The sequence below is a fragment of the Novosphingobium cyanobacteriorum genome, assembly GCF_029436685.1.
Classification (GTDB): Bacteria; Pseudomonadota; Alphaproteobacteria; order Sphingomonadales; family Sphingomonadaceae; genus Novosphingobium; species Novosphingobium cyanobacteriorum.
This window is the reverse complement of the sequence record NZ_JAROCY010000007.1, coordinates 144,734-163,594: the sequence shown is the minus strand read 5'-3', so window position 1 is coordinate 163,594 and position 18,861 is coordinate 144,734. Positions and strand designations below refer to the sequence as shown.

The window sequence follows — 18,861 nt, the reverse complement described above, 5'->3', positions numbered from 1 at the left end:
TGCTGCAAGATTGCGGGTGCAATAGCGATCCCGCAACGTCGTGAAGGCGGCTCCTCACGGGGTCGCCTTTTCGTTTATTGCAAGTAACATAGTATGTTTTGCAATCATGTTGTTCGCTTGAATAACAATCTGTTGCAAAAATAATACAATGATGCGCGATTGCATCTGGCGGTGCCGTTTCGCCATTGCAGCATGCGGTTCCCGCGCCTAGCTGGCCCCCGCCCCCAAAACAAGAAGGGGCCCATTGATTTCAGGAGGTTACCATGCGTCTCGTTCTCACCGCTCTCGCCGCCGCGGCTGCGGTTGCCGCCACCCCCGCCCTCGCCAACGAAATCCGCGCCGAAGGCCGCGGCGGCGTGATCTGGGACCAGGGTACGACCGAAGCCATCGCCGGCGTCGCCGTCGGTTATGACTACGACCTCGCCCCCAAGACCTTCGTCGGCATCGAAGCTTCGGCTGACAAGATCCTCACCTCGAACACCATCGTGTCGTTCGGCGTCAACGCCCGCGCCGGCGTGTCGGTGCCTGTCGTCGGCAAGCTCTACGCCACCGGCGGCTATGCCACCAAGCCCTGCCACGGCTGCGAGGAATCGTGGAACCTGGGCGCCGGCGTGCAGCACACCATCCTGCCGATGACCTACCTGAAGCTCGAATACCGCCACTACTTCGTCGGTAACGGCTTCAGCGATCCCGACGCGGTTGTGGCCGGCGTCGGCATCAAGTTCTGATCTGATTGGATCAGGCGGCGCGCGGTCTCTCAAGCGCGCGCAGCAAGATCGGGCGGCATCCTTCGGGATGCCGCCCTTTTTGTCTGGGTATGACACGGTGTGTCGCCGGATTTAGCGAACCATCGGGCAATTGGCCCTCGTCATTGCGGGAAGGCGAAGCCGACGAAGCAATCCAGAATTGGCGCAGACCGCCCTGGATTGCGGCGCCCCCTGCGGCGGCTCGCAATGACGAACCGGATGGTCTTGCGCGCTCGTCGCCGTCAGATCGTCCGCACCGCGCGGACGAATGCCGCAATCCGGCCCGCGTCCTTCACGCCCGGCGCGCTTTCCACGCCCGAGGATACATCCACCGCCGGCGCGCCCGTCACATGCACCGCATCGGCCACGTTGAGCGGATCGAGTCCGCCCGCCAGCATCCATGGCAGCGGGTGCTTCCAGCCTTTCATGAGGTCCCAGTCTATGCGCAGGCCGGTGCCGCCGGGCAGGGCCGCACCCTCGGGGGGCTTCGCGTCATAGAGGATGCGGTCCGCCGCCCCGGCATAGCTGCGCGCGGCCTCCATGTCGGCACGCTTGCGCACGCCCAGCGCCTTCCACGCCTCGCACCCGGTGGCGGCGCGCACCTGCTGGACGAAGGCGGGCGGCTCCTTGCCGTGTAGCTGGATCACGTCGAGCGGCACGGTCGCGCGCACTTCGTGCAGCAGCGCCATGTCCGGATCGACGAACAGGCCGACGATGCGCGTGCGGCCCGCGGCGCGTGCGGCCAGCGCGGCCGCCTGCCCGATGGCCACGTTGCGCGGGCTCTTGGGAAAGAACACCAGCCCGATATAGTCCGCCTGCGCGGCAATGGCCGCATCGAGCGTTTCGGGCGTGGACAGGCCGCAGATCTTGATGAGGGGGGCAGGCATGGCCGCCAGATAGGCTTGCCATACCCTCCCGTCAAAGGGGCCCTCCCGTCAAAGGGGCCCTCCCGTCAAAGGGGCCCTCCCGTCAAGGCGCCCGTTCAGCCAAGCGGGGCCAGTTCATAGGTCACGGTCACGTTCGCACCGATCTCCAGCTCGCCCGCCGCCACCGGGCTGGGCGCCTTGGCGCTGGCCATGTCGGCGCGGGCGAACATCACCGGCATCGGTGGCGGGGCCCAGCCGCCGTTCTCGTTGATGGTCAGCACCCGCACCACGCGCAGGCCTGCGGCCTTGGCATAAAGATCGGCGCGGGCGCGGGCCTTGCGCATGGCCTCCACGCGCGCTTCATCCTGCGCCGCTTCGGGATTGTCGAGCATGAAGTTCGGCCCGTTCACCTGGTTCGCGCCAGCGGCCACCAGAGTGTCGATCACCTTTCCGAACTCGTCGATCCTGCGCTGCTTCACCTGCACCTGGTTGGTTGCCTGATAGGCGATGATCACCGGCTCCTGCTCGGTCGAACCATCAGGCCGCACGCGCGGATTGCCATAGACCGGATTGACCGAAAGGTTGCTGGTTTGGATGTCGCGATCGGCGATTCCCGCCTTCTTAAGCGCGGCAATCACCCCGTTCATCTGCGCGGCATTCTGGGTCAGCGCGGCTCCTGCGGTCTTGGCCTGCGTGGTCACGCCGGCGCTGAACAGCGCAATGTCGGGCACGCGGGCAGACTTGCCTTCTGCCGAAACGGTCAGCATGGCATTGCCGGGCGCGATCACCGGGCCGGATTGCATCGTCTGCGCGGCGGCGGTCTGCGGCAGCGCCGCCATGGTCAGCGCGGCGAGCGGCAGCGCGGCAAGCGAGGTGGCGAAGATCAGCTTCTTCATAGGACGGTCTCCCTCTGGCATCATCCCGCCGGTGTGGGCCAGCCGGGGTGAGCGCGCGATGAACCGTTCAGCCGATACTTCGTTCCAGCACCGCCATGCCGAAGCGGTCTTCACCGCCAGAGGGGAAGGGGCGCTTTTCACCTGTCACGCGGTATCCCCGCCGCTGGTAGTACGCGATCAGATCGTGCCGCACGTCGATCACGGTCATTTCCATCACAGTGGCGCCGAACGCTTCCACCGCGGTGTCTTCCGCATCGGCGATCAGCGCGCGGCCCAGCCCTTCGGCCTGCAACTCGGGATCGACGCACAACATGCCCAGATAGGCGCGTCCGTTGCCAAGGTCGGCAACGGTCACCGTCCCCACGAATGCGCCGTCCACGATCGCCAGCAGCACGCGCTTGGCCGGATCGGCCAGCGTCTCGGCCAGTTCGGCATCGCTGGTGCGCTCGTCGTCCAGCAGGTCCGCCTCGTGCGTCCAGCCCTGCCGCGCACTGTCTCCGCGATAGGCTTTCTCCACCAGCGCGCGCAGGCGCGGCAGGTCCTCCGGCTTCGCGCTCCGAAAGCGGATCATGGTCCCAGCCTGCTGACTGTGCTGGGGTTGCAAGCGAAAAAAGACGTCATCCCTGATCCTGTCCGTCGAAAAGACGAGCGCTGATACTTGCGGCGGGATCCGTCACGCAACCGATCCTTAATGCCATCGCTGTATAGGCTCCAGCCATCACTTGCATGGAGCGGGGGCAAAAATGCGCAAGGGCGTGGCGATAACGGCGGTTCTGGCATCGATACTGGCGGGGTGCGCCCCCGGTGACGAATATGCCATGAGCCGCAAGGACGCCTATATCAAGCTTGCCGGGTTGACGATCGAGCCTTCGCAGAAGGCGCCGTTCATCATGCTCGACCAGCCGGTCCACGGCAATGGCCTGAACCGCATCGTCTTTGGCGCAGAAGACGATGCACCGGGCTTTGGCTGTGTAGCCAACCTGTCCGAACTTGCGCCGGAAAAGACCAAGATCGCGCTCAACTGCCATGGCGCGGCGGGCGATGGCGCCAGCAACGGCATGGCGCATAACATGCTGCGCGATCGCCTGATCGAACTGATCGACGCCACCCTGACCGATCGCGCCTATGATCCCGAAAAGGCCGGCAGTACCGCCTCGCGCTGGCCCGGCGATGGCGTCGATGGCAGCATCGGCGGCGCGGTGGGGCAGGCGATGAAGATGGATGCCGACATGAAGCGCGACATGCGCGAGCTGAAGGCACAAGCCGAAGAGAGCCAGCGGGAACAGGCCGTGAGCCAGCCTGACGGCGGCCAGGGCTATGATCCCAGCCCGCCGGAGTAAGCCCTAGAGCGTTGCCTCTATCGCGCGCGCGGCGGCTACCGGGTCAGCCGCGCGGCTGATCGGGCGGCCGATCACCAGCACGCTGGCCCCGGCATCGCGCGCGGCGCGCGGGGTGACGATGCGCTTCTGGTCGGCGGCGCTGGCGCCATCGGCCGGGCGCAGGCCGGGCACCACGAAGTACCCGTTCTTCCACTGCCTGTGCACCGCGCCCACTTCGTGGCCCGAACAGACGATGCCATCCAAGCCCGCTTCCTGCGCCAGTTCCGCCAGCCGCAGCGCCTGATCGTGCGCGGTGCCGGCAATGCCCTGACGGGCGAGGTCGGCATCGTCCAGGCTGGTCAGCACGGTCACGGCAACAACCTTGGTATGCTCGCCAGCCGCCGCCTTGGCGTCTTCCAGCATGGCGCGCCCGCCCGCAGCGTGGACGGTCACGATCGCCGGTTCCAGCACATGGATTGCCTGCATCGCGGCGGCCACGGTGTTGGGAATGTCGTGCAGCTTCAGGTCGAGGAAGATCGGCAGCCCGATCTTGGCGATTTCATGCACGCCGTGGTGGCCGTGGGCGCAGAAGAATTCCAGCCCCAGCTTCAGCCCGCCGACATGGCCCTTCACCTTCTGCGCCAGCGCCGTGGCGGCATCGAGGCGGGGCAGGTCGAGCGCAAGATAGATCGGATTGCTCACGGCGTTCTGTCGGTCCCGTTTTTGCTTGCAGCATCAAGCTGCGTCGAGGTGAGCGAGGCGGCGGCCTGCTGCTGCAGGTTGCCCTCAAGGTTCGTGATGCGCCGCTGCAGTCGCCAGCGCGTGGTGCGGTAGAGCGCCCACATCGGCAGCAGCCCGAGCAGGAAGGCCCCCACCACCAGCGCCGGCAGCTTGGTGTCCAGCACCAGCCCGTCCCAGATGCGCACTTCCACCGGATTCCAGTTGGCCACCGTGAAGGCGGCCAGCACCCCGGCGACGAGCACCCAGAATATCGTGCGCAAGGCTCTCATCAGGCGGTCCTTCCCGGTGCGTTACCCGTTGGCCGACAGCCTAGGGCGCTTTGGCCGGGAAGGCGAGTCCCGGTTGGTCAGGTGCCGAACACGCGGTCAAAGATCGTGTCGATGGCCTTAAAGTGGTAATCGAGGTTGAACTTCTCCTCGATCTGCTCCGCCGTCAGCACCGCGGCCACTTCAGGGTCCGCCTTCAGCAGTTCCATCAGCGAAAGCTGGCCGTCGGATTCCCACACCTTCATGGCGTTGCGCTGCACCAGGCGGTACGAGGCATCGCGCTCCAGCCCGGCCTGCGTCAGCGCCAGCAGCACGCGCTGCGAATGGACAAGGCCGCCCATCTTGTCGAGGTTCTTCTGCATCCGCTCGGGGTACACCACCAGCTTGTCCACCACGCTGGTCAGGCGGGCCAGCGCGAAGTCCAGCGTGATCGTGGCGTCAGGGCCGATGAAGCGTTCCACCGATGAGTGGGAAATGTCGCGCTCGTGCCACAGCGCCACGTTCTCCAGCGCCGGGGTCACGGCAGAACGGACCATGCGGGCAAGGCCGGTCAGATTCTCTGTCAGCACCGGGTTGCGCTTGTGCGGCATCGCCGACGAACCCTTCTGCCCCGGCGAGAAGTATTCTTCCGCTTCCAGCACTTCGGTGCGCTGCAGGTGGCGGATTTCCACGGCCAGCCGCTCGATGCTGCTGGCGATCACGCCCAGCGTGGCGAAGAACATGGCGTGGCGATCACGCGGGATCACCTGGGTGGAAACCGGCTCGGCGGTCAGGCCGAGCTTCTCCGCCACGTATTCCTCAACCGAAGGATCGATGTTGGCGAACGTGCCGACCGCGCCGGAAATGGCGCAGGTGGCGATCTCGGCACGGGCATTCTGCAGGCGCACCTTGCAGCGGCTGAATTCGGCATAGGCTTCGGCCAGCTTCTTGCCGAAGGTGGTCGGCTCGGCATGGATGCCGTGGCTGCGGCCGATGGTGGGGGTATACTTGTGTTCGAAGGCGCGGCGCTTGATCGCGTCGAGCAGGCCGTCGAGATCGGCCAGCAGCAGGTCGCTGGCGCGCGCCAGCTGCACCGCCAGCGTGGTGTCGAGCACGTCGGAGCTGGTCATGCCCTGGTGCATGAAGCGCGCCTCCGGGCCGACCTGCTGCGCCACCCAATCGAGGAAGGCGATCACGTCGTGCTTGGTCACCGCCTCGATCGCGTCGATCGCCGCCACGTCGATGGTCGGGTTGGTCGCCCACCAGTCCCACAGCGCCTTGGCCCCGCTCGGCGGCACCACGCCCAGCTCACCCAGCTTCTCGGTCGCATGGGCCTCGATCTCGAACCAGATGCGATAGCGCGCTTCGGGCTCCCAGATCGCGGTCATCGCGGGGCGGGCATAACGGGGGACCATGTTCGACTCCGGTTTTCAGCTTCGCGCCGCCGCTAGGGGGCAGGGGCGCGCGATGCAAGGGGGGAGGCCGATTCGTTCAGCAATTCCCGCGCAAAGGTGAACGAGGTTGACACAGTTGACACTGTCCTGAGGGAAAATCCGGGCCCAGTCAGACCGCCTGCCGCAAGACGGTGAGCAGGCATTATCGCGAGGATGGGCATGCTTTCCCCATACCACTGTTGGGCCTTGTAGGACAGCGCGAGTGGTCGGTTCAGTCCCAGCGGAAGTCCAGCACGGTCTCGCCCGTGGCCTGCCCATCGGCATCGAATCGCCGTTCAGCGATCCGGCCTGCGCCACCGGCGTCGACCGTCAGCACGGTGGAACAGCGCGTGCCGTAGAGCGGGTTGCGGATGAATGCCGACGAGAATTCGGGCGAGGGACCGGGGCCGGGCAAGGGCGCTTCGCTGCGGAGTGCGGTGAAGAGCGGCTCCATCGCGGCGTCATCCCGCTCCAGCCACCCGGCCAGCGCCGCTTCCAGCGCCAGAGTCTTGGCCCAGCGATCATCGAAGCCGCCGTTGGACAGGCCGTGGATGCCGGGATCAAGCAGGCGGCGCTGCGGGGCAGGGTGATTGGTCAGGTGCCAAGCCTGCGGGCCATCCACCAGCAGCAGGTTGAACGGGTTCATCGCCGCGATGCCGTCGGGCCCGCTCCCCAGCAGCCAGTGCGCCACCAGCGCACCCCGGCTGGCAAGGTGCGCCCGCGGATAGCCGTCCACGCGATAGTTGGTCACCAACGCAAAGCGTCCCGCCGCGTTCGCGCCCAGCCACGTGCCCCCGGCCTGCAGGTCACGCCCAGCCAGGATGCCATTGTTCCACCGCGAAAGCGGCGCCGTGGGGCGTTGATGGTATTCATCGCGGTTGCCGATCATCACCAGCCGCCAGCGCGGGCTGGCCGAAAGCGCCACGGCTGCGACGCACATCAGATCAACCCTTGCGCCTTCAGCGAACAATGCCCTTCGCGGCCGATGATCACGTGATCGTGCACGGTGATGCCCAGCAGGCGTCCGGCCTCGATGATCTTCTGGGTGATCTGGATGTCCGCCCGGCTTGGCTTGGGCGAGCCTGAAGGGTGGTTGTGGACAAGGATCAGCGCCGCCGCGCCGATTTCCATCGCCTTGTGAATGATCTCGCGCGTGTAGATCGCGGATTCGTCCAGCGTGCCGTCGCTGATGATCTGGTCGAGGATCAGGCGGTTCTGGGTGTTGAGATAGAGCACGCGCACGCGTTCGTGGTTCAGGTGCGCCATGTCGATGTGCAGGTAATCGATCAGCGCCTGCCAGCTCGCCAGCACCGGTTCTTCGCGCACCGTCTCTCGCGCAAGGCGGCGGGCGGCGATGCCGGCGATCTTCAGCGCGGCGGCGGCGGTTTCCTTGATCCCGGAAATGCCCATCAGCGCGCGCGGATCGGCATTGAACACCCCGGCCAGCGATCCAAAGCGCTGGATCAGCATGCGCGCCAGCGGCTTCACGTCCTTCTGCGGGATCGCTGTCATCAGCAGGTATTCTATGATTTCGTGATCGGCGAGGGAAACATCACCGCCTTCGAGCAGGCGCTGGCGCAGCCGGGCGCGATGGCCCGAAGGGTCAAGCCCCTTTTCCCGCACGCGATTTTTATCTTCGGAAGCATCGCGCCGTTCATCGAAGAGTCGGGGTTCGTCGTTCATCCCTCAAGCCGGAGCGGGCACCGTTCGGCTGGCAGTGCGTTACGTTCACTGCATTGCCTAAGCCGAGGCGCTGCGCAAGAAGGGGGCGAATGGCGAACGGTACCGATTTGGCGCAAGGCTCGCAGTCCCATGCTCCCGTGGAGCCGGATGACGGCGAAACCATGCCCGCCAGCCGCCGCTCCCGCCGCCGCGCCCTGATCGCCGGGGGCAGCGTGTTTGCGCTGGTGCTGGGCGGGGCGTGGGCCCTTCGTGAGCGCATCGCCGGCCATTTCATCGATCAACAGCTGACGGCGTTGGACGTTCCGGCAACCTACCGGATCGAATCGATCGGTCCGGGCGTGCAGGTGCTGCGCGATATCGTGGTGGGCGATCCCAGGCGTCCAGACCTCACGGTGGAGCGGGCCGAGGTGTACCTCGGCTATGGGCTTGGCACGCCCTTCATTCATGAGGTTCGTGTCCATAAGCCAAGGCTTTACGGCACATACCTGAACGGAAAGCTGAGCTTCGGCAGGCTGGACGAGGTGCTGTTCGCCCCCGGCGACGGCAAGCCGGTGCGCCTGCCCGATCTGTCGCTGGTGCTCGATGACGCGCGGGGCCTGGTTGACAGTGACCACGGCCGCCTTGCGTTCAAGGCCGAGGGCCGCGGCAACCTGCGCAACGGGTTTGCGGGCAGCCTTGCCGCGCTGATGCCCGAAGTGCGGTTTGGCGATTGCCGCACCGGACGCGCCACGCTGTTCGGCAAGGTCAGCATTGCGAAGGAGAGGCCACGCCTGACCGGCCCGATGCGGCTTGACCGGCTGGCTTGTGGATCGAGTGTGGCGCTGCAGGACGCCACGCTCGATCTCGACCTGACCGGCGACAAGGACCTGAAAGGTGCGATCGCCCGGGGCAAGCTGCGCAGTGGTGCGTTCGTCGCCGGGTCGGCCGGTGCCGAATCGCTCGCGCTCGATACCGCACTGGCCCTGCGGGATGGCGCGCTCAGCGGGCGCGTGGCCGCCAATGCCGGCGGCGTGCGCAGCGGCGGCGCGTCGATCGGCCTGCTCGGGCTCGACGGGCTGCTGCGCGTGCGCGACAGCTTTTCCACCGTGGAATTCCGCGGCACCGTGGATGGCCAGGGCCTGCGCCGAGGCCCTGCGTTCGACCGCGCGCTGCAATCGGCGCAGGCGAGCGCGCAGGGCACGCTGCTGGCCCCGATGGCGGCGCAGGTGCGCACCGCGCTCGCCCGTGAGGAGCGCGGCAGCAGCCTTGGCGGCGATGTTACGGTTCGGCGCAATACCGAAGGGTGGAGCGTGGTGGTGCCGTCGATGACGCTGCGCGGCGGCAGCGGCGCGGCGCTCGCCACGCTATCGCGCGTGCAGTTGACCGGCGATGGCAGGCGCACGCCACGGCTTGCGGGCAGCTTCGCCACGGGCGGGGCAGGGCTGCCGCGCATCACCGGGCAGATGGAGCGCGCCGGCAATCGCCGCGGTGGCGGGGCGCAGTTCCGCCTTGCCATGGCCCCCTATCGCGCCGGCAATGGCGAACTGGCCGTGCCCGACATGGTCGTGGCGCAAGTGGCCGATGGCTCGCTCGGGTTCTCCGGTACGGCGCGGCTTTCCGGTGCAATTCCAGGTGGTTCGGTGCAGAACCTCAACCTTCCTGTGCAGGGCGCACTTTCGGGCACGGGGGCGCTGGCGCTCTATCGCCGTTGCATCACCCCGCGTTTCGACCGGCTGGTGATGGGGCAGATGGCTCTCGATGGGCGCAGCGTCACGCTCTGCCCGGTGGCGGGCCAGCCGATGGTGCGCAGCGATGCGCGTGGCCTGCGAATCGCCGCCGGCGCCGCCAACCTCTTGCTGTCGGGCAAGCTGGGCGAAACGCCGATGCGGCTCGATAGCGGCGCGGTCGGCTTCGCCTGGCCCGGCACGCTGACGGCCAGGGGCGTGAACGTGGTGCTCGGCCCGGAAGACACCGCCGCGCGCTTCCGGCTGAACGATCTGGTTGCGCGGCTGGGCAAGGACTTTTCCGGCACGTTCGGCGGGGTGGAGGCGCGGCTCGCCGCCGTGCCGCTCGACGTGACGAATGCCAGCGGCGAATGGCGCTATACCGATGGCGCGCTGGTGCTGTCCAACGCCAGCTATGACCTGACCGACCGCACGCCGGTGCCGCGCTTCGAAAAGCTGCTGGGCCGCAATGCCACGCTGACGCTGGCGGACAGCCGCATCGTTGCCGAAACGCCGCTGATCGCACCCAAGACCGGGCAGGAAGTGGCCCGCGCCACGATCCGTCACGATCTTGGCAACGGCACCGGCCATGCCGACCTTGCCGTGCCCGGCCTGCTGTTTGCCGACATCAAGGGCGACACCGGGCTGCAGCCGGCGGACCTGACGCGGCTGGCGTTGGGCGTTGTCGCCAACGTGGCCGGCACGGTCAAGGGCACGGGCCGCATCGACTGGAACGAACGGGGCGTGACGAGCACCGGCACGTTCGGCACGGACAGGATGGATCTTGCCGCCGCATTCGGCCCGGTGAAGGGGCTGGCGGGAACGCTGCGCTTCACCGACCTGCTGGGGATGGAAACCGCCCCGCACCAGCAATTGAGCGTGGCCTCGGTCAATCCCGGCATCGAGGTGACCGATGGCAAGCTGGACGTGCAGATGCTGGCCGGGCAGGTGCTGCGCCTGAACAGCGCGCAGTGGCCTTTCCTGGGTGGCACGATCGCGCTGGAGCCGACCGAGCTGCACCTCGGCATTGCCGAGGCGCGGCAATACACGCTGACCATCGTCGGGCTGGATGCCGCGCGCTTCCTTGAACGGATGGACCTGTCCAACCTTTCGGCAACCGGCATCTTCGATGGGCAGCTGCCGCTGGTGTTCGATGCCAATGGCGGCCGCATCGAAGGCGGCAATCTCGTGTCGCGCCCGCCTGGCGGCAATGTCTCCTATGTCGGCGCGCTGACGTACAAGGACCTGTCGGCCATGGCCAACTTCGCCTTCGATGCGCTGAAGTCGATGGACTACCAGACCATGACCATCGCCATGCGCGGGGATCTTGAGGGCGAGATCGTGACCAACGTGAAGTTCGGCGGGGTGAAGCAGGGCGCGGGCACGAAGAAGAACTTCGTGACGCGGCAGATCGCCAACCTGCCGATCCAGTTCAACGTCAACATCCGGGCGCCGTTCTATGCGCTGATCGGCACGGCCAAATCGATGTATGACCCGAGCACGGTGAAGGACCCGCGCGAGCTTGGGCTAGTGGATGCGCAAGGGCGCGCGCTGCGCCGCCAGAACGCTTCCTTTACGCCGCCTGCCATGCCTATTCAGACACCAGTCAGCAGAACACTGCCATGAGGAGCGATGAATTGACCCGATCCGCGAACCCTGCGACGATTGCCTTCATGAGGGAGAGCGGAAAACGGTCGATGCGGCGCACCTTGCGGGCGCTGCGGTTGGTAGGGCTGATGGGGGCGGTCTGCGCGTTGCCGGGATGCATCTCGGTAAAGGCGCCGGACAAGCCGATCGTCATCGAGCTCAACATCAACATCAAGCAGGAAGTGGTCTATCGCCTGGCCGGGGACGCCGCGCAGACGATCGACAAGAACGCAGGGATTTTCTGACCATGACGCGCATTGTTCACAAGACGCTTGCCGGCCTGGCGCTGGCCGGGCTGATCGCTGCGGCGCTGCCCGGCGTGGCGCTCGCCCAGGCGCGCGATCCCGCCTATGCCGCCGCACGTGCCGCAGGGCAGGTGGGTGAGAAGATGGACGGCTATCTCGGCTATGTCACCCCGCCCAGCCCGGCGCTGCGCGCGGTGATCGAGGACATCAACATCAAGCGCAAGGCCGTCTATGCCGACAAGGCGAAGGCCAACAGCGCGACCGTGGAAGAATATGCGCTGACATCGGCCTGCCTGCTGATCTCGCAGACCAAGCCGGGCGAAAAATATCAGGCACCCGATGGTTCGTGGCAGACCCGTGGCGCGGGTGCGCCGATGCGCGACGCGCGTTGTCCTTGATTGGTTAGCCCTGATCGTCCTCCCAAGGCTTGCGGCACCGGCCCGCTCCCCCGCCCGGCCACCCATAGCGAACAATTCCGGCGGGTGACCCAGTTGGACATTTGGGCGGGGGAGCGGGCCGGTGCCGCAAAGGGAAGCCCGGATGGGCTGACCGCACAATCAGATTGCGCATACGTAGCAACTGACCAAATTCAGCCCCTTTGCGCTTTCGGCGTGGAGGGGCTTTTCATTTCGGATCGTCCTGTCTCCGGGGCGGTTGACTCAGGGGATACCCCCGCTTAAGGGGGCGGCGCTCTCGACGGACAGGCGTCGGTCGTGCAGCGTCTTGCGTGCCCGCAAACGGCAGGAGAGGCGAAGCATGGACGATGACAGGACGGGCAGGGCGCCCATCGGCGAGGATGCGCGCATCGAAACGCTCGACGAGCGGCTCAAGGCCGCCCGCAAGCGCGAAGAAGTGCGGACCAACCCGAAGGCTCCGGATGGTTCGGACGCCAATTACCGCGCGGGCAACCGCGTGTTGGCGGAACTGATCGGCGGCCCGGTGGGCGGGGCTTTCATCGGCTGGGTCATAGACCAGTTTGCCGGGACAAAGCCCTGGGGACTGTTGCTGATGATGTTCGTGGGGGTCGGGGTCGCCTTCCGCAACATCATAAGGATTTCGAACCGGCCTCCCGAGTAATTGGCAGGCAAGGGTTTTTTCGCCGGCGCTCCGCAAGGGGCGCTGTAGTCATATTCGAGTGTACGGGGACAAGCGCGTGGCCGAAGGCAAGGTCGATCCGGTTCACCAGTTCACGATCGAGAACCTTTTCGGGACCGATCACTGGGCGATCGGCGGTTTCAACATCGCTTTCACCAATTCGGCGCTGTGGATGCTGATCACGGCGGTGGTGCTCGTGCTGTTCGTGGGCGGCGGCGCCAAGCGCCAGCTGGTTCCCGGGCGCTGGCAGATGGCGGTCGAAGGGTTCGTCGGCTTTGTCGACAACCTGCTCAAATCGAACATCGGGCCGGCGGGGCGCAAGTACCTGCCGTACATCTTCTCGCTGTTCATGTTCATCCTGTTCGCCAACCTGCTCGGCCTGCTGCCGCTGGCGCTGGTCGGCCTGCACCCGTTCACCGCCACCAGCCACTTCACGGTGACGGGTGTCCTTGCGGTGATGAGTTTCGCGATCGTTCTGATCGTCGGCTTTTCCAAGCACGGCCTGCACTTCTTCTCGCTGTTCGTGCCCCACGGCACGCCCCTGCCGATGGTCCCGATCATCTTCCCGATCGAGCTGATCTCGTTCATGGTGCGTCCGTTCTCGCTCGGCCTGCGTCTCTTCGTCGCGATGATGGCCGGCCACGTCCTGCTGGAGGTGCTGTCGGGCTTCGTGATCTCGGGCACCAATGCCGGCGCGCTGACCTTCGGGATCGCCGCGCTGCCCAGCTTCCTGCTGATGATCGGCATCTGCGCCCTGGAACTGCTGGTCGCCGGCATCCAGGCCTATGTCTTCGCGCTGTTGACCTGCGTCTATCTGAACGACGCGGAAAACCTTCACTGACCGTACCAACCATTCCACTTCGGATCTGAGAAAAGGGAGTTTTTATCATGGACGCACAGAGCGCAAAGCTTCTCGGTGCCGGTCTCGCCGCCATCGGCGCCGGTCTGGCCTCGCTGGGCGTGGGCAACGTCTTCGCCAAGTTCCTCGAAGGCGCGCTGCGTAACCCCGGCGCTGCTGATGGCCAGCAGGGCCGCCTGTTCATCGGCTTCGCGGCCGCGGAACTTCTGGGCCTGCTCTCGTTCGTCGTGGCGATGATCCTGATCTTCGTCGCCTGAACGAATGACGGCCCGGACAAACGGGTCGAATACTGTTGATGACACGGCCGGGGCCCGCTCATGCGGGACCCCCGGCCGCAACAAGCGCGGACCAACGCGATGCCTCAGATAGCACAGCTTGCCACCACCTATTCCAGCCAGGTCTTCTGGCTGCTGGTGTGCTTCGGCCTGGTCTTCTTCGTCGTCGGCCTGGGGCTGCTGCCCAAGGTTACGACCACCGTCGACCAGCGCGACAAGCAGATCGCCGACGACCTTGCCGCGGCGGAAGCCGCACGGGCCGCCGCCGATGCCGAGGAAGAGGCCTGGCGGGTCGCTGCCAACAAGCAGCGCGCCGATGCGCAGACCCTGATCGCCACCGCCAAGGCGGAAGCGGCCAAGGCCACCGACGCGGCGCTTGCCGCCGCATCGGCCCGGGTCGATGAAACCGTCGCCGCTGCGGAAGCCCGGATCGGTGCGGCGCGCACCGCCGCGCTGGGTGAAATCGAAGGCGTGGCTGCCGAAGCCGCGCAGGACATCGTCAGCCGCATCGCCGGCCTTTCGGTCTCGGCCGAACAGGCGCACGGCGCGGTGAAGGGAGTGCTCGCGCATGGCTGAGGCCAACACCACCGCTACCGTCGAGCAGCCCCACGGTTCGGAGCACGAGGTCGAACCCGCAGCGCTGGGCCTTACGCCCGGCATGTGGGTGGCCGCCGCGATGCTCGTCTTCCTGCTGGTGCTGGTGTGGAAGAAGGTCCCCGCCGCGATCACCGGCGGTCTCGACAAGCAGATCGACGCGATCCGCAACCAGCTTGCCGAAGCCAAGGCCCTTCGTGCCGAGGCGGAGAAGCTGCGCGCCGAATACGCCGCGAAGATCGCCAATGCCGAAAAGGACGCCGCCGCGATGCTCGCCCATGCGCGCAGCGAGGCGGACCAGATCGTGGCGAAGGCCGCGGCCGACACGCAGGACGTGATCGCCCGTCGCGAGAAGATGGCTTCGGACAAGATCGCCGCTGCCGAACGCGCCGCGGTTGACGATCTGCGCGCCAAGGCTGCTTCGGCCGCCGCTGCTGCTGCTGCACAGCTCATCGCCCAGAACCACGGCGCCGCCGCCGACAAGGCGCTGGTGGATGGAGCGATCGCGGGGCTCGTGAACTGAGGTTTTCATAGCCGGTTTGCCACGGAAGGGTCGCATCTTCCGGGCCACGCGGAACGAAAGGCCTCGCCGGCAACGGCGGGGCCTTTTGCATTGTGCCTGTCAGATCGATCGATGCATCACCAGCGCATCGACCAGGCCCAGCGAGGGGTGATCGAAGGCGAGCGGGATGCGGCCGACGATGGCGAAGCCGCACGCCTGCCACAGGCCGACCGCGCGGGCATTGGTCGATACCACGAAGTTGAACTGCATGGCCCGGAATCCCCGCGCCTTGGCCCGCCCCAGCGAATCACCGCACATTGCCCGCGCCACGCCCTGGCCACCGGCCTCGGGGGCAACCATGTAGCCGCAATTGGCCACATGCCGCCCGCCGCCCTGCTGGTTTGCCCGCAGGTAATAGGTGCCGATCACCGCGTCCGTTCCGTCCTGTACCACGAACACGCTGTTGCCCGGTGCGAACCAGTATGCCAGCGCCGCCGCACGCGTCAGGTTGCGGTCCAGTGCATAGGTCTCGCCCGCGCGGATCACGGGCTGCAGGATGCGCCAGATGGCGTCATGGTCGCTTGTGCGGGCAGGGCGGATGTGCATCTTTCCGTCGGTACGCGCGTTGGAGTGGGTGATGAAGCGTTTCGTTCTGCTGCTGATCTGCCTCGTGCTCGGTGCGCTCTCCGCGCCCGTGCTGGCGCAGGGCCCCCGGCCACCCGCCCGCCTGCCCGGTCCACTGCCTACCCATGCCGACAAGGTCTATGTCACTGGCGTTCCCGCCACCGATCCGCGCAAGATTGATCTCTATCTGCCGGCCGCCGATGGCAAGGTGCACCCCGTGGTGATCTTCACACATGGCTCCGCCTGGCTCGCCAACAACGGCCGCGATGATGCGCAGGTGCTGGCCGAGGTGCTGAACCCGCTGGGCTATGGCGTGGCGGGCGTTGCCGTGCGCACCAGCGCGCAGGCGCGATTCCCGGGGCAAGTCTTCGATATCAAGGCGGCAATCCGCTGGTTGCGCGCCCATGCGCGCGAATATGCGCTTGATGGCGCGCGCATCGGCATCGTGGGCGAAAGCTCGGGCGGGTGGACCGCCGCCATGGCCGCGCTCACCGGCGATTTCGGCCCGTTCGAAGGCCGCCTGGGCAATCCGAAGGAATCGAGCCGTGTGCAGGCGGCAATCGCCTTCTACCCGCCGACCGATTTCACCCGGATGGACGAATGGGCGCTTGAACCGTGCCGTCCGCAGGCCAAAACGCCGTGGGAGCGCGCCTTCTGCCACGCCGCCAGCATGAGCCCCGAATCCCGCCTGCTCGGCTGCGCACCCGCCGCCTGTGCCGACAAGGCGCAGTTCGCCGATCCGATCCGCTTCATCTCGGCCGACGATCCGCCGCTGATGGTGATCCATGGCGCGGCAGATCCCGTGGTGCCGCATGCGCAGGGTGAGATGCTTTATCACGCGCTGGCCCGCGCCTGTCGCACTGCCACTTTCGTCAACCTGCCGGTGGCGGGGCATGGGCCGTGGCACGGCATGCTCACCGAGCCGAAGCTGGGCTATGGCGCCACCATCCAGCAGACCACGCCCGCCGATTGCGGCGCCACTGCGCCGGTGCCGGTCACCATGGGCTGGCCGGTGCTGGTGGAATTCCTCAACGCGCACCTGAAGCGCTGAGGCCGCAGCCTCAATCGCGGGTGGAGCCGCGCACGACCAGCCGCACCGGCACGCGCCGGGGGGAGGGGGCCTCGCCGCCGATGGTGGCGATGAGGCGATCGACCAGCAGCGATCCCGCCACCTCGAAGTCCGATTCCACCGTGGTCAGCGGTGGGGTCGACCATTGGCCCGCGCGCACGCCGTCAAATCCGACCACGCCCACGTCGTGCGGCACCTTGAAGCCACGCGCGGTCAGTTCCTTCAATGCGCCCAGCGCGATCTCGTCGCTCACGCCGAACACGGCATCGAACGGCCGGCCGCTGTCGATCAGCGCGGCAGCGGCCAGTCGTCCCTGCTCCTCGCGCGGCAAACCCCGCTCGATGCGCTGCAGGAAGGGTTCGAGCCCCGCATCCTGCATGGCGGCGGCATAGCCGTCGAAGCGTTCCTTGAACTGGCGCTGCGGCGACGTTTCCGATCCGATGCACACGATCTGGCGATAGCCGCGCACCAGCATGTGCCGCGTCGCCAGTGTCGCCCCGGCGATGTTGTCGCTGCGCACCCAGGGGAAGCTGTCGTTCGGCGCGCCCCAGCACACCCAGTTGGTGCCTTCGGCCAGCTCGCCGAAATAGTCCCACGCGGCGGTGTTCTCGCTGGTGCCGATCACGATCATGCCGTCGGCCTTGCGCCGTTCCTGGTAATGGCCCCAGAAGTTCTCGGGGCTGTCCTGAAACGAGACCAGCACTTCATACCCGCGCGCAGCCGCCGCGGCGCACGTGCTGCCCAGCAGCGCGAAGTAGAACGGGTTCAGGTCCTTGCGGTCCTCGCCCGGGCGGCAGATCATCACCAGCGCCAGCGTGCCGGTGCGCCCCCGGCGCAGCCGCGCGGCGTTCTCGTCCACCTGGTAGTTCAGCGCCCGCGCCGCTTCCATCACCCGCTTGCGCGTCGGCTCGCTGATCGACGTGTCGCCGGCCAGCGCGCGGCTCACCGTGGACTGGCTGACCCCCGCCTTCTCGGCGACGTCGAACGACGTGACCCGGACGATCCGCTTTTCCACCATCGCTCGCTTACTTCCCCCAAACCGTCCGATCAGCGAAAGCTGTCCTTCGCGGCGCGCAGCGCGGCAAAGGTCTGCACCGCGTCGCCGCCACCCCACCGCGCCTGCATGGCAGGATCATCGGCGCGGAGAAAGGGGTTGGTTGCGATTTCCCGTTTCAGGACGGTCGGAACCGTGGGTTCGCCCGCACCACGCCGGGTCTCCACTTCTGCCGCATAGGCCGCCAGCGCCGCATTGTCTGGATCGGCATGTACGGCAAAGCGCGCGTTCGATGCAGTATATTCGTGCGCGCAATAGATCGTGGTGTCTTCGGGCAGCGCCTTCAGCCGCGAAAGGCTGGCCCAGAACTGCCCCGGCTCCCCTTCGAACATGCGTCCGCAGCCCAGCGCGAACAGCGCATCGCCGACAAAGGCGATGCCCGCAGTGGGCAGCCAATAGGCCACGTGCCCCATGGTGTGCCCGCCCACGTCGATCACCTGCGCGTCCACGCCGTCCAGCGCCACAAGGTCGCCGCCCGCCACGGTGCGGTCCACCGCCGCGATCCTGGGCGCATCCACCGCCGGCGCGACCACCAGCGCCCCGGTCTGCGCCTTGATCGCCTCGTTCCCGCCGGCATGGTCGGGATGCCAGTGCGTGTTCCAGATCTGCGTGATCCGCCAGCCCTTCGCTGCCGCCTCGCGCAGATAGGCCTCGGCATCGGGCGTATCGATGCACACGGTCTCCCCGCTCTGGCTGTCATGCACCAGATAGCCATAGTTGTCGGACAGGCAGGGGAACTGATGGACTTGGATGGTCATCTTGTGTCTTCCGCTGGTACGCAATCAGGGGGCAGGGCGGCGCGCAAAGTGTTTGTTCAGGTCTGTCGATCATTGCCCGGTGGCCTGTCGTTTGCGAAGGCTTCTCGAATTCCGGCAGGAATATCATCGCCCCGCAGCGCGCGAAGAAGGTCCGCCTCCGTCCATTCAGGGTTGTCGTCATCAAATACGATCTGACGATTCTGGTCGGTCATTTTGAGTTTCAGGCCCTTCATTCCAGACCAATCCTGTTGCGGCTTCGAAAGATTATCCGAAGTTGGAGCAACCCCAAGGCGATCACCGGGTAAAGATACAGACCGCCTCCATCGTTTTCGAAGGTTCCCGATATCAGCGCGAAGGCAATGGTCCCCACACATGCAACCGCAAGCATAAGTTCTAACGCAGTCGGCTCACACTCATGCATCTGCGCTCGGGAAATCATGCCGCCCCGAGGCATCCATATAAGCCCGTAGGCGACCAGCACCATCCACAGCCAAGGGACGGCCCGGT

Annotated in this window: 23 protein-coding genes; 11 read left to right on the top strand and 12 right to left on the bottom strand. The window is 66.5% G+C overall.

Going from position 1 to position 18,861, the window contains the following annotated elements; translation table 11 throughout:
• Positions 1–263 precede the first annotated feature (263 nt).
• Positions 264–728 carry an outer membrane protein gene (locus tag POM99_RS09525; RefSeq protein ID WP_277277145.1) on the top strand — a complete coding sequence of 155 codons (465 nt, stop codon included), beginning with the start codon at positions 264–266 and terminating at the stop codon, positions 726–728.
• 260 nt (positions 729–988) lie between these two features.
• Here POM99_RS09525 and POM99_RS09520 read toward each other — a convergent pair whose 3' ends face one another.
• From POM99_RS09520 to POM99_RS09510, 3 genes are all read right to left on the bottom strand, one after another.
• Complete coding sequence (locus POM99_RS09520) at positions 989–1,633, bottom strand: phosphoribosylanthranilate isomerase (RefSeq protein WP_277277143.1); 645 nt, start codon at positions 1,631–1,633, stop codon at positions 989–991.
• 95 nt (positions 1,634–1,728) lie between these two features.
• A complete protein-coding gene (locus POM99_RS09515; protein WP_277277141.1) occupies positions 1,729–2,508 on the bottom strand; it encodes an SIMPL domain-containing protein in 780 nt (259 codons plus the stop codon).
• A 67-nt stretch (positions 2,509–2,575) separates the two neighbouring features.
• Entirely contained in the window at positions 2,576–3,079 is a 504-nt protein-coding gene (locus tag POM99_RS09510; protein WP_277277139.1) for a GNAT family N-acetyltransferase, read from the bottom strand.
• 172 nt (positions 3,080–3,251) lie between these two features.
• On the opposite strand from POM99_RS09510, the gene POM99_RS09505 reads away from it, so the two are divergent.
• Complete coding sequence (locus POM99_RS09505) at positions 3,252–3,848, top strand: hypothetical protein (RefSeq protein ID WP_277277137.1); 597 nt, start codon at positions 3,252–3,254, stop codon at positions 3,846–3,848.
• 3 nt (positions 3,849–3,851) lie between these two features.
• Here the strand turns inward: POM99_RS09505 and pyrF are convergent, their stop codons facing one another.
• From pyrF to radC, 5 genes are all read right to left on the bottom strand, one after another.
• On the bottom strand, positions 3,852–4,529 hold the full coding sequence (pyrF, locus tag POM99_RS09500) for an orotidine-5'-phosphate decarboxylase (protein WP_277277135.1): 678 nt from the start codon (positions 4,527–4,529) through the stop codon (positions 3,852–3,854).
• Positions 4,526–4,837 (bottom strand): lipopolysaccharide assembly protein LapA domain-containing protein, encoded by a 312-nt coding sequence (locus POM99_RS09495; RefSeq protein ID WP_277277133.1) that lies wholly within the window; start codon positions 4,835–4,837, stop codon positions 4,526–4,528. The genes pyrF and POM99_RS09495 overlap by 4 nt, the downstream gene beginning before the upstream one ends.
• A 77-nt stretch (positions 4,838–4,914) precedes the next feature.
• Positions 4,915–6,228, bottom strand: a complete 1,314-nt coding sequence (gene purB, locus POM99_RS09490) for an adenylosuccinate lyase (protein ID WP_277277131.1) — start codon at positions 6,226–6,228, stop codon at positions 4,915–4,917.
• A gap of 250 nt (positions 6,229–6,478) precedes the next feature.
• The gene (locus POM99_RS09485; RefSeq protein ID WP_277277129.1) at positions 6,479–7,186 is read right to left on the bottom strand and encodes an NRDE family protein; all 708 of its coding nucleotides are present in this window, start codon (positions 7,184–7,186) and stop codon (positions 6,479–6,481) included.
• Positions 7,186–7,929: a RadC family protein gene (radC, locus tag POM99_RS09480; protein WP_277277127.1), complete on the bottom strand. Its 744-nt coding sequence runs from the start codon at positions 7,927–7,929 to the stop codon at positions 7,186–7,188. Before radC ends, POM99_RS09485 begins: the two co-directional genes overlap by 1 nt.
• A gap of 89 nt (positions 7,930–8,018) precedes the next feature.
• On the opposite strand from radC, the gene POM99_RS09475 reads away from it, so the two are divergent.
• The 8 genes from POM99_RS09475 to POM99_RS09440 all read left to right on the top strand — a co-directional run bounded on the left by POM99_RS09475 (position 8,019) and on the right by POM99_RS09440 (position 14,870).
• Complete coding sequence (locus POM99_RS09475) at positions 8,019–11,258, top strand: intermembrane phospholipid transport YdbH family protein (protein WP_277277125.1); 3,240 nt, start codon at positions 8,019–8,021, stop codon at positions 11,256–11,258.
• Positions 11,259–11,329: 71 nt separating this feature from the next.
• Entirely contained in the window at positions 11,330–11,524 is a 195-nt protein-coding gene (locus POM99_RS09470) for a YnbE family lipoprotein (RefSeq protein WP_277277123.1), read from the top strand.
• A 2-nt stretch (positions 11,525–11,526) separates the two neighbouring features.
• Positions 11,527–11,922: a YdbL family probable chaperone protein gene (locus POM99_RS09465; RefSeq protein ID WP_277277122.1), complete on the top strand. Its 396-nt coding sequence runs from the start codon at positions 11,527–11,529 to the stop codon at positions 11,920–11,922.
• 358 nt (positions 11,923–12,280) lie between these two features.
• Complete coding sequence (locus POM99_RS09460) at positions 12,281–12,601, top strand: AtpZ/AtpI family protein (RefSeq protein ID WP_277277120.1); 321 nt, start codon at positions 12,281–12,283, stop codon at positions 12,599–12,601.
• Between the two features lie 76 nt (positions 12,602–12,677).
• Positions 12,678–13,460 (top strand): F0F1 ATP synthase subunit A, encoded by a 783-nt coding sequence (locus POM99_RS09455; RefSeq protein WP_277277225.1) that lies wholly within the window; start codon positions 12,678–12,680, stop codon positions 13,458–13,460.
• A gap of 47 nt (positions 13,461–13,507) precedes the next feature.
• Entirely contained in the window at positions 13,508–13,735 is a 228-nt protein-coding gene (locus POM99_RS09450) for a F0F1 ATP synthase subunit C (protein ID WP_022677864.1), read from the top strand.
• A gap of 99 nt (positions 13,736–13,834) precedes the next feature.
• Complete coding sequence (locus POM99_RS09445) at positions 13,835–14,329, top strand: F0F1 ATP synthase subunit B family protein (RefSeq protein WP_277277101.1); 495 nt, start codon at positions 13,835–13,837, stop codon at positions 14,327–14,329.
• A complete protein-coding gene (locus POM99_RS09440; RefSeq protein ID WP_277277098.1) occupies positions 14,322–14,870 on the top strand; it encodes a F0F1 ATP synthase subunit B family protein in 549 nt (182 codons plus the stop codon). The genes POM99_RS09445 and POM99_RS09440 overlap by 8 nt, the downstream gene beginning before the upstream one ends.
• 99 nt (positions 14,871–14,969) lie before the next feature.
• Here POM99_RS09440 and POM99_RS09435 read toward each other — a convergent pair whose 3' ends face one another.
• On the bottom strand, positions 14,970–15,455 hold the full coding sequence (locus tag POM99_RS09435; RefSeq protein ID WP_277277096.1) for a GNAT family N-acetyltransferase: 486 nt from the start codon (positions 15,453–15,455) through the stop codon (positions 14,970–14,972).
• 31 nt (positions 15,456–15,486) lie between these two features.
• Between POM99_RS09435 and POM99_RS09430 the strand changes: the two genes are divergently transcribed.
• Positions 15,487–16,524 carry an alpha/beta hydrolase gene (locus tag POM99_RS09430; RefSeq protein WP_277277094.1) on the top strand — a complete coding sequence of 346 codons (1,038 nt, stop codon included), beginning with the start codon at positions 15,487–15,489 and terminating at the stop codon, positions 16,522–16,524.
• A gap of 10 nt (positions 16,525–16,534) precedes the next feature.
• Here POM99_RS09430 and POM99_RS09425 read toward each other — a convergent pair whose 3' ends face one another.
• The 3 genes from POM99_RS09425 to POM99_RS09415 are packed head-to-tail and all read right to left on the bottom strand — an operon-like array spanning position 16,535 to position 18,587.
• Positions 16,535–17,560: a LacI family DNA-binding transcriptional regulator gene (locus POM99_RS09425; RefSeq protein WP_277277092.1), complete on the bottom strand. Its 1,026-nt coding sequence runs from the start codon at positions 17,558–17,560 to the stop codon at positions 16,535–16,537.
• A gap of 29 nt (positions 17,561–17,589) precedes the next feature.
• Positions 17,590–18,354, bottom strand: a complete 765-nt coding sequence (gloB, locus tag POM99_RS09420; protein ID WP_277277090.1) for a hydroxyacylglutathione hydrolase — start codon at positions 18,352–18,354, stop codon at positions 17,590–17,592.
• Positions 18,355–18,410: 56 nt separating this feature from the next.
• Positions 18,411–18,587: a hypothetical protein gene (locus tag POM99_RS09415; protein ID WP_277277088.1), complete on the bottom strand. Its 177-nt coding sequence runs from the start codon at positions 18,585–18,587 to the stop codon at positions 18,411–18,413.
• Positions 18,588–18,861 lie beyond the last annotated feature (274 nt).

What these genes read in the sequence shown, in the direction of transcription:
- POM99_RS09510 (WP_277277139.1), bottom strand. Translation starts at nt 3,079, where the DNA reads ATGATCCGCTTTCGGAGCGCGAAGCCGGAGGACCTGCCGCGCCTGCGC.
- POM99_RS09525 (WP_277277145.1), top strand. Translation starts at nt 264, where the DNA reads ATGCGTCTCGTTCTCACCGCTCTCGCCGCCGCGGCTGCGGTTGCCGCC.
- POM99_RS09515 (WP_277277141.1), bottom strand. Translation starts at nt 2,508, where the DNA reads ATGAAGAAGCTGATCTTCGCCACCTCGCTTGCCGCGCTGCCGCTCGCC.
- POM99_RS09450 (WP_022677864.1), top strand. Translation starts at nt 13,508, where the DNA reads ATGGACGCACAGAGCGCAAAGCTTCTCGGTGCCGGTCTCGCCGCCATC.
- POM99_RS09445 (WP_277277101.1), top strand. Translation starts at nt 13,835, where the DNA reads ATGCCTCAGATAGCACAGCTTGCCACCACCTATTCCAGCCAGGTCTTC.
- POM99_RS09485 (WP_277277129.1), bottom strand. Translation starts at nt 7,186, where the DNA reads ATGTGCGTCGCAGCCGTGGCGCTTTCGGCCAGCCCGCGCTGGCGGCTG.
- POM99_RS09475 (WP_277277125.1), top strand. Translation starts at nt 8,019, where the DNA reads ATGGCGAACGGTACCGATTTGGCGCAAGGCTCGCAGTCCCATGCTCCC.
- POM99_RS09505 (WP_277277137.1), top strand. Translation starts at nt 3,252, where the DNA reads ATGCGCAAGGGCGTGGCGATAACGGCGGTTCTGGCATCGATACTGGCG.
- POM99_RS09415 (WP_277277088.1), bottom strand. Translation starts at nt 18,587, where the DNA reads ATGAAGGGCCTGAAACTCAAAATGACCGACCAGAATCGTCAGATCGTA.
- POM99_RS09440 (WP_277277098.1), top strand. Translation starts at nt 14,322, where the DNA reads ATGGCTGAGGCCAACACCACCGCTACCGTCGAGCAGCCCCACGGTTCG.
- purB (WP_277277131.1), bottom strand. Translation starts at nt 6,228, where the DNA reads ATGGTCCCCCGTTATGCCCGCCCCGCGATGACCGCGATCTGGGAGCCC.
- radC (WP_277277127.1), bottom strand. Translation starts at nt 7,929, where the DNA reads ATGAACGACGAACCCCGACTCTTCGATGAACGGCGCGATGCTTCCGAA.
- POM99_RS09470 (WP_277277123.1), top strand. Translation starts at nt 11,330, where the DNA reads ATGCGGCGCACCTTGCGGGCGCTGCGGTTGGTAGGGCTGATGGGGGCG.
- POM99_RS09430 (WP_277277094.1), top strand. Translation starts at nt 15,487, where the DNA reads ATGAAGCGTTTCGTTCTGCTGCTGATCTGCCTCGTGCTCGGTGCGCTC.
- POM99_RS09465 (WP_277277122.1), top strand. Translation starts at nt 11,527, where the DNA reads ATGACGCGCATTGTTCACAAGACGCTTGCCGGCCTGGCGCTGGCCGGG.
- gloB (WP_277277090.1), bottom strand. Translation starts at nt 18,354, where the DNA reads ATGACCATCCAAGTCCATCAGTTCCCCTGCCTGTCCGACAACTATGGC.
- POM99_RS09460 (WP_277277120.1), top strand. Translation starts at nt 12,281, where the DNA reads ATGGACGATGACAGGACGGGCAGGGCGCCCATCGGCGAGGATGCGCGC.
- POM99_RS09425 (WP_277277092.1), bottom strand. Translation starts at nt 17,560, where the DNA reads ATGGTGGAAAAGCGGATCGTCCGGGTCACGTCGTTCGACGTCGCCGAG.
- POM99_RS09495 (WP_277277133.1), bottom strand. Translation starts at nt 4,837, where the DNA reads ATGAGAGCCTTGCGCACGATATTCTGGGTGCTCGTCGCCGGGGTGCTG.
- POM99_RS09520 (WP_277277143.1), bottom strand. Translation starts at nt 1,633, where the DNA reads ATGCCTGCCCCCCTCATCAAGATCTGCGGCCTGTCCACGCCCGAAACG.
- POM99_RS09435 (WP_277277096.1), bottom strand. Translation starts at nt 15,455, where the DNA reads ATGCACATCCGCCCTGCCCGCACAAGCGACCATGACGCCATCTGGCGC.